Annotated in this window: 14 protein-coding genes and 1 pseudogene; all 15 read right to left on the bottom strand. The window is 62.5% G+C overall.

Translation table 11 applies throughout. The features are described 5' to 3' along the window. Nucleotides 1-25: 25 nt before the first annotated feature. The 15 genes and pseudogenes from PSO31014_RS20765 to ndk all read right to left on the bottom strand — a co-directional run bounded on the left by PSO31014_RS20765 (nucleotide 26) and on the right by ndk (nucleotide 15977). On the bottom strand, nucleotides 26-1366 hold the full coding sequence (locus PSO31014_RS20765; protein ID WP_150553344.1) for an adenylosuccinate synthase: 1341 nt from the start codon (nucleotides 1364-1366) through the stop codon (nucleotides 26-28). 74 nt (nucleotides 1367-1440) lie between these two features. Beyond that, on the bottom strand, nucleotides 1441-2601 hold the full coding sequence (locus tag PSO31014_RS20760; RefSeq protein ID WP_150553343.1) for an ATP phosphoribosyltransferase regulatory subunit: 1161 nt from the start codon (nucleotides 2599-2601) through the stop codon (nucleotides 1441-1443). Between the two features lie 38 nt (nucleotides 2602-2639). Continuing rightward, entirely contained in the window at nucleotides 2640-2831 is a 192-nt protein-coding gene (locus PSO31014_RS20755; protein WP_017231568.1) for a DUF2065 domain-containing protein, read from the bottom strand. A gap of 71 nt (nucleotides 2832-2902) precedes the next feature. After that, nucleotides 2903-3805 carry a protease modulator HflC gene (gene hflC, locus PSO31014_RS20750; protein ID WP_150553342.1) on the bottom strand — a complete coding sequence of 301 codons (903 nt, stop codon included), beginning with the start codon at nucleotides 3803-3805 and terminating at the stop codon, nucleotides 2903-2905. 12 nt (nucleotides 3806-3817) lie between these two features. Continuing rightward, nucleotides 3818-5176 (bottom strand): FtsH protease activity modulator HflK, encoded by a 1359-nt coding sequence (gene hflK / locus PSO31014_RS20745; RefSeq protein WP_150553341.1) that lies wholly within the window; start codon nucleotides 5174-5176, stop codon nucleotides 3818-3820. Nucleotides 5177-5487: 311 nt separating this feature from the next. After that, nucleotides 5488-6567 (bottom strand): annotated as a pseudogene (gene hflX / locus PSO31014_RS20740) (GTPase HflX); the annotation flags it as partial. 99 nt (nucleotides 6568-6666) lie between these two features. Continuing rightward, nucleotides 6667-6903, bottom strand: coding sequence for an RNA chaperone Hfq (gene hfq / locus PSO31014_RS20735; protein WP_010807283.1), 237 nt, complete (start codon nucleotides 6901-6903; stop codon nucleotides 6667-6669). 126 nt (nucleotides 6904-7029) lie between these two features. Beyond that, the gene (gene der / locus PSO31014_RS20730; protein ID WP_150553339.1) at nucleotides 7030-8367 is read right to left on the bottom strand and encodes a ribosome biogenesis GTPase Der; all 1338 of its coding nucleotides are present in this window, start codon (nucleotides 8365-8367) and stop codon (nucleotides 7030-7032) included. Nucleotides 8368-8444: 77 nt separating this feature from the next. Beyond that, nucleotides 8445-9620 (bottom strand): outer membrane protein assembly factor BamB, encoded by a 1176-nt coding sequence (gene bamB / locus PSO31014_RS20725; RefSeq protein WP_174976607.1) that lies wholly within the window; start codon nucleotides 9618-9620, stop codon nucleotides 8445-8447. A 98-nt stretch (nucleotides 9621-9718) separates the two neighbouring features. Beyond that, a complete protein-coding gene (locus PSO31014_RS20720; protein ID WP_150553337.1) occupies nucleotides 9719-10348 on the bottom strand; it encodes a tetratricopeptide repeat protein in 630 nt (209 codons plus the stop codon). Between the two features lie 32 nt (nucleotides 10349-10380). Continuing rightward, complete coding sequence (gene hisS / locus PSO31014_RS20715) at nucleotides 10381-11757, bottom strand: histidine--tRNA ligase (RefSeq protein ID WP_150553336.1); 1377 nt, start codon at nucleotides 11755-11757, stop codon at nucleotides 10381-10383. Between the two features lie 21 nt (nucleotides 11758-11778). After that, nucleotides 11779-13059 carry a flavodoxin-dependent (E)-4-hydroxy-3-methylbut-2-enyl-diphosphate synthase gene (gene ispG / locus PSO31014_RS20710; protein WP_150553335.1) on the bottom strand — a complete coding sequence of 427 codons (1281 nt, stop codon included), beginning with the start codon at nucleotides 13057-13059 and terminating at the stop codon, nucleotides 11779-11781. A gap of 18 nt (nucleotides 13060-13077) precedes the next feature. Beyond that, on the bottom strand, nucleotides 13078-14109 hold the full coding sequence (locus tag PSO31014_RS20705; RefSeq protein WP_174976604.1) for a helix-turn-helix domain-containing protein: 1032 nt from the start codon (nucleotides 14107-14109) through the stop codon (nucleotides 13078-13080). A gap of 261 nt (nucleotides 14110-14370) precedes the next feature. Further along, nucleotides 14371-15492: a dual-specificity RNA methyltransferase RlmN gene (gene rlmN, locus PSO31014_RS20700; RefSeq protein WP_130025655.1), complete on the bottom strand. Its 1122-nt coding sequence runs from the start codon at nucleotides 15490-15492 to the stop codon at nucleotides 14371-14373. Nucleotides 15493-15551: 59 nt separating this feature from the next. Further along, complete coding sequence (gene ndk / locus PSO31014_RS20695; RefSeq protein WP_150553333.1) at nucleotides 15552-15977, bottom strand: nucleoside-diphosphate kinase; 426 nt, start codon at nucleotides 15975-15977, stop codon at nucleotides 15552-15554. Nucleotides 15978-16260 lie beyond the last annotated feature (283 nt).

Raw genomic sequence — 16260 nt, 5'->3', positions numbered from 1 at the left:
TGTGCTGTGCCAACGCTACGGTGCTTCAGTGCTTGAACGGGTGACGCAACAAGATGGTTTCGTCACGATCCGGGCCGGTCGACACCATGTCGATCGGAATACCGCTCACCTCTTCAATGCGTTTCAGGTAGTTCTGCGCCTGAGCCGGCAATTGGTCCCATGCCGTCACACCCACCGTGCTCTGCGACCAGCCGGGGAAGTCTTCGTACACCGGCTCGCATCGGGCGACATCCACCGCACCACGGGGCAGAATGTCGACCGTCTTGTCGCCAATCTTGTAGCCGACGCACAGACGCACGGTGTCGAGACCGTCGAGCACATCGAGCTTGGTCATGCACAGGCCGGTCACGCCGTTGATCTGAATCGAGCGCTTGAGTGCTGCGGCATCCATCCAGCCGGTACGGCGCGGGCGGCCCGTCACCGAACCGAATTCCTTGCCGACCGTGGCCAGTTGCAGGCCGATCGCTTCCTGACGGGCGGAGTTGTCCGCATCGTACAGTTCGCTCGGGAACGGCCCCGCACCCACGCGAGTGCAATAGGCCTTGGTGATGCCCAGCACGTAGTGGAGTTGTTGCGGACCGACGCCCGCGCCAGCCGAAGCAGCACCCGCGACGCAGTTGCTGCTGGTCACAAACGGATACGTGCCGTGATCGATGTCGAGCAACGTGCCTTGGGCACCTTCGAACAACAGGTTCTGGCCTTCGCGGTTGGCCGCGTATAGCATCTGCGACACGTCGGCGATCATCGGCTGCAGACGCGCAGCGTAGCTCAGCATCGTATCCAGCGTTTCCTGGAAGTCGACAGCCGTCGCGCCCAAGTACTGCGTCAGGACAAAGTTGTGATAATCGAGGGTTTCACGCAGACGTTCGGAGAAGGTCTCCGGATCGAAGAGATCCTGCACGCGCAGCGCACGGCGGCCGACCTTGTCTTCGTAAGCCGGGCCGATGCCGCGTCCGGTCGTACCGATCTTACCGGCGCCGCGACGGGCTTCACGCGCCTGATCGATGGCGACGTGGTACGGCAGAATCAGCGTACAGGCTTCGGAAATGCGCAAACGGCCGCACACATTCAGGCCCGCGCTTTCCAGCTCGTCGATTTCCTTGAACAGCGCTTCCGGCGAGAGCACCACACCATTGCCGATGTAGCAGGTGACGTCCTTGTGCATGATGCCCGAGGGAATCAGGCGCAGAATGGTCTTCTTGCCGCCAATGATGAGCGTATGTCCGGCATTGTGGCCACCTTGAAAACGCACCACGCCTTGCGCGTGATCGGTCAGCCAGTCGACGACCTTACCCTTCCCTTCGTCGCCCCATTGAGTTCCGATAACGACGACGTTGCGTCCCTGATTCAAAGCATTGCCGGACATAACAATAGTTGGTTTGGTTAAAAACGTATTCTACCCGTGTTGGCGTAGGCTAGTGCCGCTTTTTTCAGCGACGTTCACCGGGGTGTCACAACCCATTGGCCCGCTTTTTCGACAAGAACGCGGTCACCGGTGAACTCCTCGAAATCCTGATCGTGGCCCGGCAGCATGCGGATAACGACTTCGCCCGCGTTGCGCAGGCTGTCGATCTTCGCGCGCAGTCCCGGCACATCGTCGGCTGGCGCCAAAATCGCGTTACTCCGCGCTTCGACCGGAGAAATCGCGGCCAATTCACGCAAATCCAGCGAAAAACCCGTTGCCGGACGGTCTCGACCAAACGCCTGGCCCACCTTGTCGTAACGGCCACCTCGCGCAATCGCATTGGGGATGCCGTCGACATAGGCCGCGAACATCACGCCGCTGTGGTACTGATAGCCACGCAAATCGGCCAGGTCGATCGACAATACGGCCGGCCCGTCCTTGCTTTGCGCCGCCGCCAGATAGGCCAGATCGTCGAGTGCCGCCTTGACACCAGGCAAGTCCGGCAACGCCTTGCGGGCACGGACGAGCGTCTCGGCCGGTTCGCCATACAGGGTGGTTAGCGCCAGCAAGGCATCGCGCAGGTTCGCCGGAAGATCGCGGGTCAATGCCTCGAGCTGAGGCACGTCCTTCGTGGCCAATGCCCCAAACAACTCGCTCTCGATGGCCTCAGCGGCCGGCACGCCCTCGATGAGCGCCTCGAGCACGCCGGCGTGGCACAAATCGATACGAATCTGCTTCAGACCCGCAAGCTGGAGACAGTAGAGCAGCAGTTCCTGGATCTCGAGATCGGCTTCGAGCCCGCTGTGCCCGAAGATTTCAGCGCCAATCTGGAACGGCTCGCGCGTCGCCAGCAGATTACGCGGACGCGTAAACAGCACGCTTCCTGCATAGCAAAGACGCGTCACGCCCTTGCGATTGAGCAAATGGGCGTCGATACGGGCAATCTGCGGCGTAATGTCCGCGCGCAGGCCCATGGTGCGCCCGGAGAGCTGATCGACGAGCTTGAACGTGCGCAGATCGAGATCATGGCCGGTGCCGGTCAGCAGCGACTCGACGTACTCGAGCATCGGCGGCATCACGAGTTCGTAGCCGTAGGTACGGAAACGGTCCAGCATCAGCCGGCGCAGATCTTCGATCTTGCGCGCCTCGGAAGGCAGCACGTCGGCGATATTTTCGGGAAGTAGCCAGTTCGGCATGGGTATTTCGGTATTCAGGCGGCGCGGGAAAGCGCCTTTTAGTGGTCGGCCAGCAGCATCAGAATCAGCCCCAGCGAGACGGCGGCCAAACCGAAAAAGCGAATCTGGCCGGACGGCATTTCCGTTATTTTACGAAAACTTTGCCGCCACCGGTCTGGCGCGACAAACGGAAACATTCCCTCGACGATCAGCATGAGGGCCAAAGCGAGAAGAATCGTGCTGGTGCTCACAGGGGACTCGGCCAAAATGCCACCGCCCGCGATTGACGCGGGCGGTGGCAGCTACTCGGATGTCAAGGGCGCTATTTTCGCGCTTTTCCGGCCGGCGCGCCAGCCGCACCGCCAGAACCGCGCATGAATCGGAAGAAATCGCTGTTCGGATCCGCGATGATCACGTCGCGCTTGTCTCGGAAGGTCGCCTTGTACGCTTCGAGGCTCTGATAGAACTGAGCGAACTGCGGATCGCGACCGAACGCCTGCGCGTAGATACCGGCAGCCGTGGCATCGCCCTCTCCCTTGACCTGCTGGGCCTTGGCATAGGCTTCCGCCACGACCACGTCGCGCTGGCGGTCGGCATCGGCGCGAATCTGCTCGGCCTCGGCCGCGCCGGTCGAACGCAATTCGTTCGCCACGCGCTTGCGCTCCGCCGCCATCCGGCGATAAACCGAATCGCTGATACCCGCGGCCAGATCGACCCGACGCATCCGCACATCGACAATTTCGATGCCGACTTGCGCAGCGTCCTCGCCGACCTTTTGCTTCACCCACTGCATGACCTGATCGCGCTGCGACGACACGACCTCGGTCACGGTGCGCTTGGTGAACGCTTCCTGCAACGCCGAGCGAATCTGTTGCGTCAGACGATCCTGCGCGAGGCGGCTATCCCCCTTGAAGCTGACATAGAACTTGCGCGGATCGACGATGCGCCACTTCACATACGAGTCGACGATCAGGTTCTTCTTCTCGGCCGTGATGAAGCGTTCCGGCTCGGGGTTGTCGATGGTCATGATGCGCTTATCCAGATACAACACGGTCTGGAGCGGCGGCGGCAACTTGAATTTCAGGCCGGGCTGACTATAGACGTCCTTGATCTCGCCGAGCGAGAACACCACGGCATAACGGCGCTGATCCACCACGAACATAGTCGAGGCAAGCACGATCAACAAAACGATCAGCGCGACAATAATGGTTCCAATACGGTTCATGCGCTTATCCCCTTAGCGTGAATCGCGTTCGCGGTTGCGCAGTGCCGCGCGCGATCGATCATGGTCAACATCGCCGTTGTCATCGGCGGCAGGCGCACCCGCGGCCTTCCCCGTGCTGGCGGCCGAGGCCGGAGCCGGAGCCGGGGCCGACGCGTCGCTACGCGAGCGCTCCATGATCTTGTCCAACGGCAGATACAACAAACTGTTGTTCTTCGAATCCACCATGATCTTCGTCGTGCGCGAGTAGATCTGCTCCATCGTGTCGAGATACATCCGCTCGCGAATGACGCCCGGCGCCTTCGCATACGCTTCCTGCACCGACTTGAAGCGATCGGCATCGCCCTGCGCCTGCGACACAACGCGCGCCTTGTACCCGGCGGCCTCTTCCGTCAGACGCGACGCCGTACCCTTGGCGCGCGGAATCACATCATTAGCGTAGGCCTGCGCCTCGTTCTTGGCGCGCTCCAGATCCTGCCCCGCTTTCACGGCGTCGTCGAACGAGGCCTGCACCTGTTCAGGCGGCTGCACGCTTTGCATCGTCACGCTCGTGACCAGGATGCCGGTCTTGTAGCCGTCGAGAATGCGTTGGATCGAGGTGACGAGTTCATTGGCGATTTCTTCGCGGCCAGCGTAGAGCACGAAGTCCATGTTGCTCTTGCCGACAATCTCGCGCACGGCCGTTTGCGCGGCCAGGTTCACCGACGATTCGGCATCCACGTTATTGAACAGGAACTCGGTGGCGTCCTTGATGCGGTACTGCACGGCAAAGCGCACGTCGATGATGTTCTCATCGCCGGTGAGCATCGACGAGTCCTTCAGATCAGTGTCGCGAATGGTGTTCGAGCGGCCGATTTCGACCGAACGGATCTGCGACATGTTGACGATCTCGACCGCCTGGAACGGATACGGCAGACGCCATTGGATACCCGACGTCGTGGTGTACTTGTACTTGCCGAATTGGGTGACAACGCCGACCTGCCCTTCCTGGACGATGAAGACGCCCGTTGCCAGCCAGATCAGGAATGCCAGCGCGACGACCACGCCGACGCCGATACCCGAGCCGCGCGAGCCCCCGGCGCCACTATTCGAGCCACCGTTACCGCTCCCGCCGCCCTTGCGGCCGAAGATACGGTTAAGACGCCGATTGAAATCGCGCCACAGTTCGTCGAGGTCGGGCGGGCCGTCCTGCTGCGGACCTTGCGGTCCACGCTGCGGCTCCTTCTGATCCTGCGAATTCGGCGTGTTCGAACGATCGGGGCGGTTCGGTTCCTGATTACCGGACGGCGTATCGCCGCCGCCGTCCCGCCCCCAGCGCGGGTCGTTCAGGGAGAAAATCAAGCCAACTCGTCGCATCAAAGCTCTTGGAAGCATAGGTAGAAGCGTGGTGACTGAAGCGGTCTTGGCGTTGCGACCGGCACGCCCACTTCGGAGTGCGCATGCTGCCGGTTCGCGCGTGGTTCCCGAATCTGGTGTGCCGATCGGCGGCCTTGACCGGCCTCCGTCTGGTCTCTTGCCAGGTCGTCGCCCTTGTTGGGCCGTGCTGCCGGAAATCCCCGTGGCAACCTCCGCCCTACATGGTGCGACGTCTCGTGTTATCTGTCTTCTGCGCGCGGCGCATCGTTCCAACGGTCGATAAGCCGGACATCGGGCGCTTCTTGAAGCGATTGTAACCCACCCGTGCCAGCCACAACCGCCTCGCTGATGGCCTCGCGCAGCAGGTCGAGCCCTTCGCCGGTGCGCGCGCTCAAAAAGACTCGCTTGACACGCCCGGCCTCATCCCGTTCGATTCTCGGGCCTTGCGCGGCCAGTTCCGGCACCGCATCGATCTTGTTCCAGACGAGAATCTGCGGGATGTCCGCCGCATCGATCTCCGCCAAAACGGCGTTGACCTCGGCCATCTGCTCCTGACGCACCTGACTCGAGGCGTCCACCACATGCAACAGCATGTTGGCGTGCACCGTTTCCTCAAGCGTCGCCCGGAATGCCGCCACCAACTGGTGCGGCAGCTCGCGGATGAATCCGACAGTGTCGGACAGCACGATGTTCCCGACTTCGCCAAGATAAACGCGACGCGACGTCGTATCGAGCGTGGCAAACAGCTGATCCGCGGCGTAGGCGTTGGCCTTCGTCATCGCGTTGAACAGCGTGGATTTGCCTGCGTTCGTATAGCCCACGAGCGAAATCGACATGGTGCCGCTGCGCTGACGCGCGCGCCGCTGCGTGTCGTGCTGGCGCTGAAGCCTTTCGAGCCGCGCCGAAAGCGACTTCACGCGCTCGCCGAGCAGACGACGATCGGTTTCCAACTGCGTCTCACCCGGCCCGCGCAGACCGATACCGCCCTTCTGACGTTCCAGGTGGGTCCAGGCGCGCACGAGGCGCGTGGACAAATACTGCAACTGCGCGAGTTCGACCTGCAGCTTGCCCTCATGACTCTTGGCGCGTTGGGCAAAGATATCGAGGATCAGGCTGGTGCGGTCAACCACACGGCACTGCAGCAGGTGTTCGAGGTTACGCTGCTGACCGGGGGTCAGGGCGTGATTGAAAATCACCAGTTCGACGTCGTACTCATGGATCGCGGCACGCAGCTCTTCGGCTTTGCCACTACCGATGAACAGCTTCGCGTCCGGGCTACGGCGACGGCCGGTAACGGTCACCACAGGCGTGGCACCTGCAGATTGCGTCAGAAGGTCGAGTTCTTGGAGACTGGCTTCGAAATCGAGTTTGCCGAAATCGATGCCGACGAGCGCGGCGTTGATGGTCAAGCTACGCGGGGAGTGGGTATTGGGGCTGTTGGACAAGAGCGGGCGATGGGGAAGAGAAATTCGCCCGGCCGGAGTGACTCCCGGTCGGGCGAGCCTGAATCAGGACTGCTCGGCTTCCGGATGGAAATTCACCGGACGCGCAGGCACGACCGTCGAAATGGCGTGCTTATAAACCATTTGGGTGACCGTGTTGCGCAGCAGGACGACATACTGGTCAAACGACTCGATGTTTCCCTGCAGCTTGATACCGTTGACCAGATAGATCGAGACGGGAACATGCTCCTTACGCAAGGCGTTCAGAAACGGGTCTTGTAGAAGTTGCCCTTTGTTGCTCATATATAACTCCGTTGTATTTTTAGCAAATGACCGTAAGACAAGGCGTGTGCGCGCTTCCCGCCTTGACTTCCACACTATAGCTGATTTTGCTAGCGTCGCCAGCAAAACCCCGCCCGGGTTTGGCTTTCATTCGCCCTTGGCGTAAGGGTTCGCGCTGTTGCGAAACTCTATGCGTAATGGAGTGCCCTTCAACTTAAAAGTTTCCCGGAAACGATTCTCCAGGTAGCGGCGATAGCTGTCGGTCACGCCATCGAGACTATTCCCGTGAATGACGATGATCGGCGGATTCGAGCCCCCTTGGTGCGCGTAGCGCAACTTCGGACGCGAGAACCCGGAACGCCGCGGCTGCTGGTGCTCCACCGCCTCGTTGAGGGCGCGCGTGAGCTTCGGCGTCGGCAACTTGGTCATGGCCGCCGCGTACGCATCGTCCACCGAGCGCATCAGCGGGCCAATGCCCGTGGACTTCGTCGCCGAGATAAAGTGAAAATTCGCAAAGCCAAGGAATTTGAGTTTTCGCTCAAGCTCCTGCTTGGTCTGCTCGCGCGTGTACTCGTCCAGCCCGTCCCACTTGTTCACGCCGACGACCACCGCACGTCCCGACTCGACGATGAAGCCGGCAATGTGAGCGTCCTGATCTGAGATGTCCTGACGGGCATCGAGCATGAGAATCACGACGTTCGCATCGGCAATCGATTGCAGTGTTTTCACAACCGAAAACTTTTCGACCGCTTCGAATACCTTGCCGCGACGACGCAGCCCGGCCGTATCGATCAACGTGTAGTTTCGCCCCTGACGCTCGAATTCGATGTGGATCGAATCGCGCGTGGTGCCCGGCATGTCGAACGCGATCACGCGCTCTTCGCCGAGCAACGTGTTGACCAGTGTCGACTTGCCAACGTTAGGACGCCCGACGATCGCGATCTTCACACGTCCGTCGTCGCGCTTGCTGTCCTCGTTCTCTTCCTGATTGGCATAGAACGGCGCGATGGCTTCGTCGATGACTTCCGCGACGCCGTCGCCGTGCGCCGCCGAGATCGCCAGCGGATCGCCCAGGCCGAGTTCGTAGAAGTCGTTCGCGACCGCGCTGTACTTCATGCCCTCGGCCTTGTTGACCACGAGCATGATCTTGCGTCCCGTCTTGCGCAGATAGTCCGCAATGATCTGGTCTTGCGGCGTCAGGCCCTGACGCCCGTCCACGATATAGATCACCACGTCGGCCTCGACCACGGCCTGGCGCGTCTGCTTGGCCATTTCGTGGAAAATGCCGTCCTTGGCCACGGGTTCGAAGCCACCGGTGTCGATCACCAGGTACGGATGCTCGCCAACGCGCCCCTCGCCATAGTGACGGTCGCGCGTGAGCCCGGGCATGTCGGCGACGAGCGCGTCGCGCGAGCGGGTCAAACGGTTGAATAGCGTCGATTTGCCGACGTTGGGGCGCCCTACGAGCGCGATCACGGGTTTCATGAATAAGCCTAAAAACGAAGACGGCCGGCGCGCTGCCGGCCGTTCCCGGAAAATGCCCGGGTGCTGCCGGTCACCGGTTAATCCGGACGGAAGCCGTAAATGTTGCCGTCGCGCGTTTGCACGACCAGCGTCTGGCCGGCGAGAATCGGCTGTGCGCTGATCGGACCACTGAGCTTGACGCGAGCGAGCAGTTCGCCGTTGTCACGCGACAGGAAATGCAAATAACCCTGCTTGTCGCCCACCACCACGACGCGGCCGAGCGCCAACGGCGCCGACAAGTCGCGGTACTTGAGCTTGTCGTTCTGCCACAGTGTACTGCCATCGGCAGCGTTGAAAGCGTAGACCGCACCGTCGGTATTGACGGCCGCCACGACACGCTCGTCCTGCGTCACCCCATTCGGCGACGAAAAATCGCGCGCCCACAGGCCATTGCCGGTCTGCACATCGGCGCATCCCACACGGCCCTGGAACGTGGCGCCGCACACTTGGCGGCCGAAGACGACCGGCGTGCCCGTGACGTCGTTCACACGTTCCACTTCTGTCACCCCCTTAGGGTACGAGAGCGGCGTGACCCACAGCGGGTTGCCGGTGTTGGCATCGAGCGCCACCAGCTTGCCGCCCGGGAAGCCCGTCACGACCGCGCGATCACCCAAAAACGTCATGCCGGTCCCGGTGCGCAGCGTCAGCGTCGACGTCGGCTGCGAGTACGACCAGCGCACCGAACCGGTGGCGGCGTCAAACGCCGTCACCCGGTTGTTGATCGCGCGCACGACGACCAGACCCCGACCGACCAGCGGCGCCGTGAGCACTTCGCTACCGGCGTTGGCCTTCCAGGATGACTTGCCGTCGTGATCGAACGCGATCACTTCGCCCTTGTGCGTGGCGACGACGGTCGTCTCGCCATCGCTGCCCGGACCGGCGGTGATGTTCGTATCCGCCTTGGCCGACCACGTCGACGCGCCCGTGTCCGCATCCACGCGCACGATGCCGCCGTTGGCGCCCGCCGCGAACACAGCGTTGCCCACGGCGACCGGTGCGAAGCTGTAGGCACCGGACTTGCCGACGCTCGCCGTCCAGATCTGCTTGACATTCAGCGCCTGCTTGATCTCCGTGAGCGGCGTCGGCTCGTGCGCCGGCTTGCTGCCAAAGAGTCCACACCCTCCCAGCGTACCCAGCAATGCCAGCATCGTCACGGCGCTGCCCGCGCGCTTGAAAATGCCACAGCGCGTCGAGACGGCCTGTGACGTGGCCATCGTTTGCGGCATCGATCGACGGAAGTCGTTAAGGATCATCATGTACCCGGTTATGCGTTATGGGAGGGTAATACTTGCCAATGGAATGCCGACGCGCGTCAGGCCCCCAGCGCGTCGAGCTTGAACTGAACGAACTGACGCATGCCCGAGTCCTGCTTATCGAGCTTGTCGAGTGCCAGCTTGTATGCGGCCCGCGCGTCGGCCATCTTGCTCTGTGCGACGAGCACGTCGCCACGGCGATCGGCAAACAGCCCGGCATACGGTGCCGGCGGATTGTCGAGCAGCTTGAGCGCCTCGTCGTACGCCTTCTCGTCGAGCAGCACACCGGCCAGACGCAGCTTGGCGAGTTGCTTGTACTCGTCGTCCTTCGCGTTCGACACGGCCCATTGCAGTTGCGCTTTCGCGAGCGCCACATCGCCGGCGTCCGCCAGTGACTTGGCCGCCAGCAGCGCCGTCATCTGGGCGTAAGGCGTACCGCTGAACTTGCTTTCCATGTCCGACGCGATACGCGTCACCTTCGCCTTGTCCTTGGCGTCGATCGCCGTTTCCAGCTCGCCGTAAAGCACACCGGCCTCGACCGTCTGCTTGCGGTCGTAGTAACGCCACAGGTTCCAGCCACCATAGGCCAGCATGATGACGACCAGCATCCAGACAACGTAATTGCCGTACTGCTTCCACCAGGCCTTTACGTTCTCGATCTGTTCCTGTTCCTCGTGATAGCTGCTCATTCGCCGCGGTTCTCCGTGTCTGGCGTCTTGGGTTAATGAAGCGTCGTGTTCGCCGTGCCGTCGTCGGCCAGGCTTTCGTTCACGCTTTCGTCTGCACTGGCGACGATGACGTCGATCAGGTGTTCCGCGAGCGCCTCGAACGCCACGCTCGTCTGGTTGTTCGCCGGATCGGCGGCACGCAGATGCTTGACGACGACGGTGCCCGACGCGACTTCGTTCTCACCGACGATGATGGCAAAGTTTGCGCCGCTTGCGTCCGCTCGCTTCATTTGCGATTTGAAGCTGCTGCCCTTGCCGTCCGGGCTGCAATGGAACACGACGTTCAGCCCGGCGTCGCGCATGCGCTCGGCCGCGATCAACGCCGGCGCAACCGCCGTCTCGCCTTGGTGCACGACGTAGACGTCGGCCCCTTCGGCCTGCGGCACGAGGTCGTCTTCGCGCAGCAATTCGAGAATGCGCTCAACGCCCATCGCCCAGCCGCACGCCGGCGTGGCGTCGCCACCCAGTTGCTCGACCAGCGGATCGTAGCGGCCGCCACCGGCGACCGTGCCCTGCGCGCCGAGCTTGTCGGTCACCCATTCGAACACGGTCAGGTTGTAGTAATCCAGACCGCGCACCAGACGCGGATTGATCGTGAACGGAATGTTGTTCGCCTTGAGCAGCGACTGAACGCCTTCGAAGTGCTTGATCGAGTCCTCGCCGAGGTAATCGATGAGTTTCGGCGCCCCTTCGACCATCGCCTGCATCGCCGGGTTCTTCGTATCGAGCACGCGCAACGGATTCGTGTAGAGACGGCGCTTGCCGTCTTCGTCGAGCAGGTCGACGTGCTTCTCGAGATAGGCAATCAGATCGGCGCGATGACGCGCACGCTCTTCGCCCTGCCCCAGCGAGTTGAGTTGCAGCTGGATGCCGGTCAAGCCGAGATCGTCCCACAGGCGCTGGCACATCAAGATGATTTCGACGTCCGCATCCGGGCCGGCAAGCCCCAGTGCTTCAACCCCCACCTGGTGGAACTGGCGATAGCGGCCGCGCTGCGGCTTCTCGTGGCGGAACATCGGACCGAAGTACCACAGGCGCTTCGGGCCGCTGTACAGCAAATTGTGTTCGAGCGTTGCGCGAACGGCCGCAGCCGTTCCCTCAGGGCGCATCGTGAGCTGCTCGCCGTTGAGCGAATCGGTGAAGCTGTACATCTCCTTCTCGACGATATCGGTCACTTCGCCAATACCGCGCGTGAACAACGACGTTTGCTCGAGGATCGGCGTGCGGATCTGCTGATAGCCGTACGCGCGCAGCATGGCGCGCACCGATTCCTCGAAAAACTCCCACAAGGCTTCGTCTTGCGGGAGGATGTCGTTCATGCCTTTGACCCCGGCCAGTTTGGCGGGGCGCTTCTTCTTTGCGTCAGTCATATTTTCTTGTGTCCTGCCTGCTTAGGCGGTGACCGTTCCTTCGGTCTGAGCGTAGCGGGTCTTCACGTACTCGTCGACGATCTGCTGGAACTCTTCGGCGATACGATCGCCGCGCAGCGTCCGGACCTTTTCACCATCGACAAAGACCGGCGCGGCCGGCGATTCGCCCGACCCCGGCAAGCTGATGCCGATGTTCGCGTGCTTCGATTCCCCCGGCCCGTTGACGATGCAGCCCATCACCGCCACGTTCATGGTCTCGACGCCAGGATATTGAGCCTTCCATACCGGCATTTGTTCACGCAGATATGTCTGAATACTGGAAGCCAGTTCCTGAAACACCGTGCTCGTCGTGCGGCCGCAACCCGGGCAGGCGATGACCATCGGCGCGAACGCACGCAGGCCCATCGTCTGCAGGATTTCCTGCGCCACGACAACTTCCGCGGTACGCGCACCGCCCGGCTCGGGCGTGAGCGAGATGCGGATCGTATCGCCGATCCCTTCCTGCAGCAGCACCGACAGCGCGGCGGTCGACGCCACGATACCCTTCGAGCCCATGCCGGCCTCGGTCAAGCCCAAATGCAGCGCGTAGTCGCACCGCTTGGCCAGTTCGCGATACACGGCGATCAGGTCCTGCACGGCGCTCACCTTGCACGACAGCAGGATCTTGTCGGCCGACAGACCCACGCGTTGCGCCAACGCCGCCGATTCGAGCGCCGACGTGATGAGCGCTTCGTACATCACGCTTTGCGCGCCCCAGGGTTGGGTACGCGCAGCGTTCTCGTCCATGATGCGCGCGAGCAACGCCTGGTCCAGGCTGCCCCAATTCACGCCGATACGCACCGGCTTGTCGTACTTGATCGCCATTTCGATCATCTGCGAGAACTGCGTATCCCGCTTGGCGCCCTGCCCGACGTTCCCCGGATTGATGCGGTACTTCGACAACGCCTCGGCGCACGCCGGGTAGTCGGCGAGCAGCTTGTGGCCGTTGTAGTGGAAGTCGCCCACGAGCGGCACGGCCACGCCCATGCGATCGAGTTGATCGCGAATCGCCGGCACCGCGGCGGCCGCTTCGGGGGTGTTCACCGTAATGCGCACCAGTTCCGAGCCGGCCTGCGCCAGCTCCTTGACCTGGATGGCCGTACCGATCGCGTCCGCGGTATCGGTGTTGGTCATCGATTGCACGCGAATCGGCGAGTCGCCACCGACCGTCACGAGCTGGCCGCCCCAACGAATGGCGACCTTACGCGACTGACGACGAGGTGCCGGACCGCCGATGATCGGCATGCATTCTACAGAAGCCATGATTTCCCTCTTTCGGTCTCACTGCAGCGTCAGACGCGCCACATTACCCGCATTGCGGGACTTGATCTCGACCGGTTGACCGTTGAATTCCAGCGATTCGACGCCCGCCACGTTGCCCACAACGATCTTGAGCGGCGCATCGCCCGTAATTTCCTGCGCAGTCCCTGCGCGCATCAGTTGGGAGAACAGCACCTTGCCGCCCTTCGAACGCACCTCGACCCAGCTATCGGATTTCAGGCGCAACGCAATCTTGCCAGTCCCGGGCGCGACCGCGCTGGCCGCCGACGCCGGCGTGGATGCCGCCGTCGCCGACGGCGAACTCGCCCCGGCGAGCCCGGCAACCACATGCGTCGGGTCGGCCGCGGCGATCAAGCCCGGGCCCGCCGCCGCACTGTCCGAAGCGCTATCGACCGTGCTTTCCGCATTACCGGTGTTCGCGCTCTCCGCGCCCGGCGGCGTGCCGTTGGCGTCGGCAACCACTGGCTGGCTGGCGGGCTCCGCAGCCTGCGCCGACACGGCGCTGGCCAGCTCGGCCGGCTCGGCCGACCCACGGCCCGACTTGTGGGCGTTGCCGAAGTACCACGCGGCCCCTGCGATCACCACCAGAGCCACCAGCGCCCAAGGCCATTTGGCCTGCGACGCGGCGACCGGCGAGCGAAAACGCACCGGGCTCTTCGGAATGCTGGGCTGGCCCACCGGCGCCTGCGGAACGTCGACGGCAGCGGCACGGCCGAAACTGCGCAGCGGTTCGACCATCGGCTCCGGGTCGGCTCCGAGCATACGCGCATAACTGCGCACGACACCCAGAATAAACGGGATTTCCGGCAGGGCTTCCCACTCGCCGGTTTCGAGGCGCTTGAGCTTTTGCACCGAGATTTTCAGACGCGCCGACACGTCTTCGATCGACATGCCGCGCTTCTCGCGCAATGCGGCCAGTTGCGCACCCACCTGCGCCCCCAGCTCAGCCCATCCGGCGGCCGCGCCCTGCGACGCGCCCGGGCCCTGAGCCTCGGCTTGCCCGCCGGCTTCCGCCTGATTCTGGTTATCCATCGATACGCCCCCGTTCGTAAGCAGCCGCCCGCAGCGGCTGAGGATATGCTGACCACAATTCCCCACCATCACCCGCCGTGCGCGCAGCGTAAAGATCTGCTCGGCGCATCAGAGGATTCTGCAAGGAACTGAAGGAATCGCGCCGGACACAAAACGCGTCCGGCACAAGGAATGCTGTCGTGCGAGACTGATCCGACGAGCGGCATGGGACGCACGGGGCCGACGGCCCTCGCCACGGTCCGCGCCTGCCCATGCGCAACGTCATACGGTACGCACCTCGACCGCGATTTTCCCGAATTTTCCGCGCTGCGCAAGTCGCGTGCGATCCTGCACCTCGCCGGCGAGTTGACCGCAAGCAGCGTCGATGTCGTCACCACGCGTCTTGCGCACGGTCGTCACGAGGCCCGCGTCGAGCAGAATTTGCGCGAAGCGCTTGATCTGCGGATCCTTCGAGCGCAGCAGCCCGGACTCGGGAAACGGATTGAACGGGATCAGATTGAATTTGCACGGCACGTCGCGCGTCAGTGCGACCAGCTCGCGCGCATGCGCTTCGGTGTCGTTCACACCGTCGAGCATGCAGTACTCGAACGTGATGAAATCGCGCGGCGCCACTTCCAGATAACGCTCGCACGCGCCCATCAGCTCGCGTAACGGATATTTTTTGTTGAGCGGCACGAGGACATCGCGCAGCGCGTCGTTCGGCGCATGCAGCGACACCGCGAGCGCCACGGGCAACTCCTGGCCCAGGCGATCCATCATCGGCACGACACCCGAGGTCGACAACGTGACACGGCGACGCGACAGCCCGTAGGCGTTGTCGTCGAGCATCAGGCGCATCGCCCCCACAACATTCTCGAAGTTGAGCAGTGGCTCGCCCATGCCCATCATCACCACATTGGTGATGACACGTTCGTTCTTGCCCTCGCGCCCGAGGTCGCGGCGCAATGCGAATTCGGCCATCCACAACTGACCAATGATTTCGCCGAGCGACAGATTGCGAGAGAAACCCTGCTTGCCGGTCGAACAAAACCGGCAATTGACGGCGCAGCCCGCTTGCGAAGAGACGCAAAGCGTGCCGCGCGTTTCCTCGGGGATGTAGACGGTCTCCACGGCATCGCCGTTGCCCACGTCCAGCAACCATTTGCGCGTGCCGTCAGCCGACAGGTGGTCGGTGATGACATCGGGCGAGGCGATCGTCGCGCGCGTGTGCAACTTCTCGCGCAGCGACTTGGCCAGATCGGTCATGCCGTCGAAATCGGCGGCGCCCATCTGGTGGATCCAACGCTGGAGCTGGCGGGCACGGAACGGCTTCTCGCCGAGCGAGCCGCAATAGGCGGCCAGACCGTCCGGATCGTAATCAAGCAGATTCGTGAGGTTGGTCATGACCTTGGTCCTTCAACATCCCTTCGGTAACTTCCTGCCATTGAGCGGCTAAACGCGGCTTAGCGCGCGTAGACGTTCATGCCCGGGAAGAAGAACGACACTTCCACGGCAGCCGTTTCGGCGGCGTCCGAGCCGTGCACGGCGTTGGCGTCGATGCTGTCGGCGAAGTCGGCGCGGATCGTGCCCTTCTCAGCCTTCTTCGGGTCGGTCGCGCCCATCAGATCGCGGTGCTTCGCCACGGCGTTCTCGCCTTCCAGAACCTGGATCATCACCGGGCCCGAGACCATGAAGTCGACCAGATCCTTGAAGAACGGACGCGCCTTGTGCACGGCGTAGAATTGCTCGGCTTCGGCGCGCGACAGATGCACCAGCTTGGCAGCAGCGATCTTCAGGCCCGCGTTCTCGAAGCGGCTATAGATCTGGCCGATCACGTTCTTGGCAACGGCATCGGGCTTGATAATCGACAAAGTGCGTTCGACTGCCATGAAAAACTCCAAAAAATTAAGCAGTTATACAACCAACATGAACCCGTGATTGTAGCATGAAGGCTGTTATGATGGGGATGGAACCTACAGGACGCATACCGCTCAAACGCAGGACGGCCGGGACGATCCGGCTTGTCGTAAAGTCAGGATCACCGAGCGATTCCGACACTCTCCCCACGTGGGAGGGTTGGGCAACGACGCGGCGGATTGAAATTCGGGCATTCGTCCTGACATTTTGAGACGCGTCGGAGCGCTTTCCCCGTCATCTTTCGGTATCCTGTGA

The sequence above is a fragment of the Pandoraea soli genome, assembly GCF_902459595.1.
GTDB lineage: Bacteria > Pseudomonadota > Gammaproteobacteria > Burkholderiales > Burkholderiaceae > Pandoraea > Pandoraea cepalis.
This window is presented reverse-complemented; position numbering and strand designations above follow the sequence as displayed.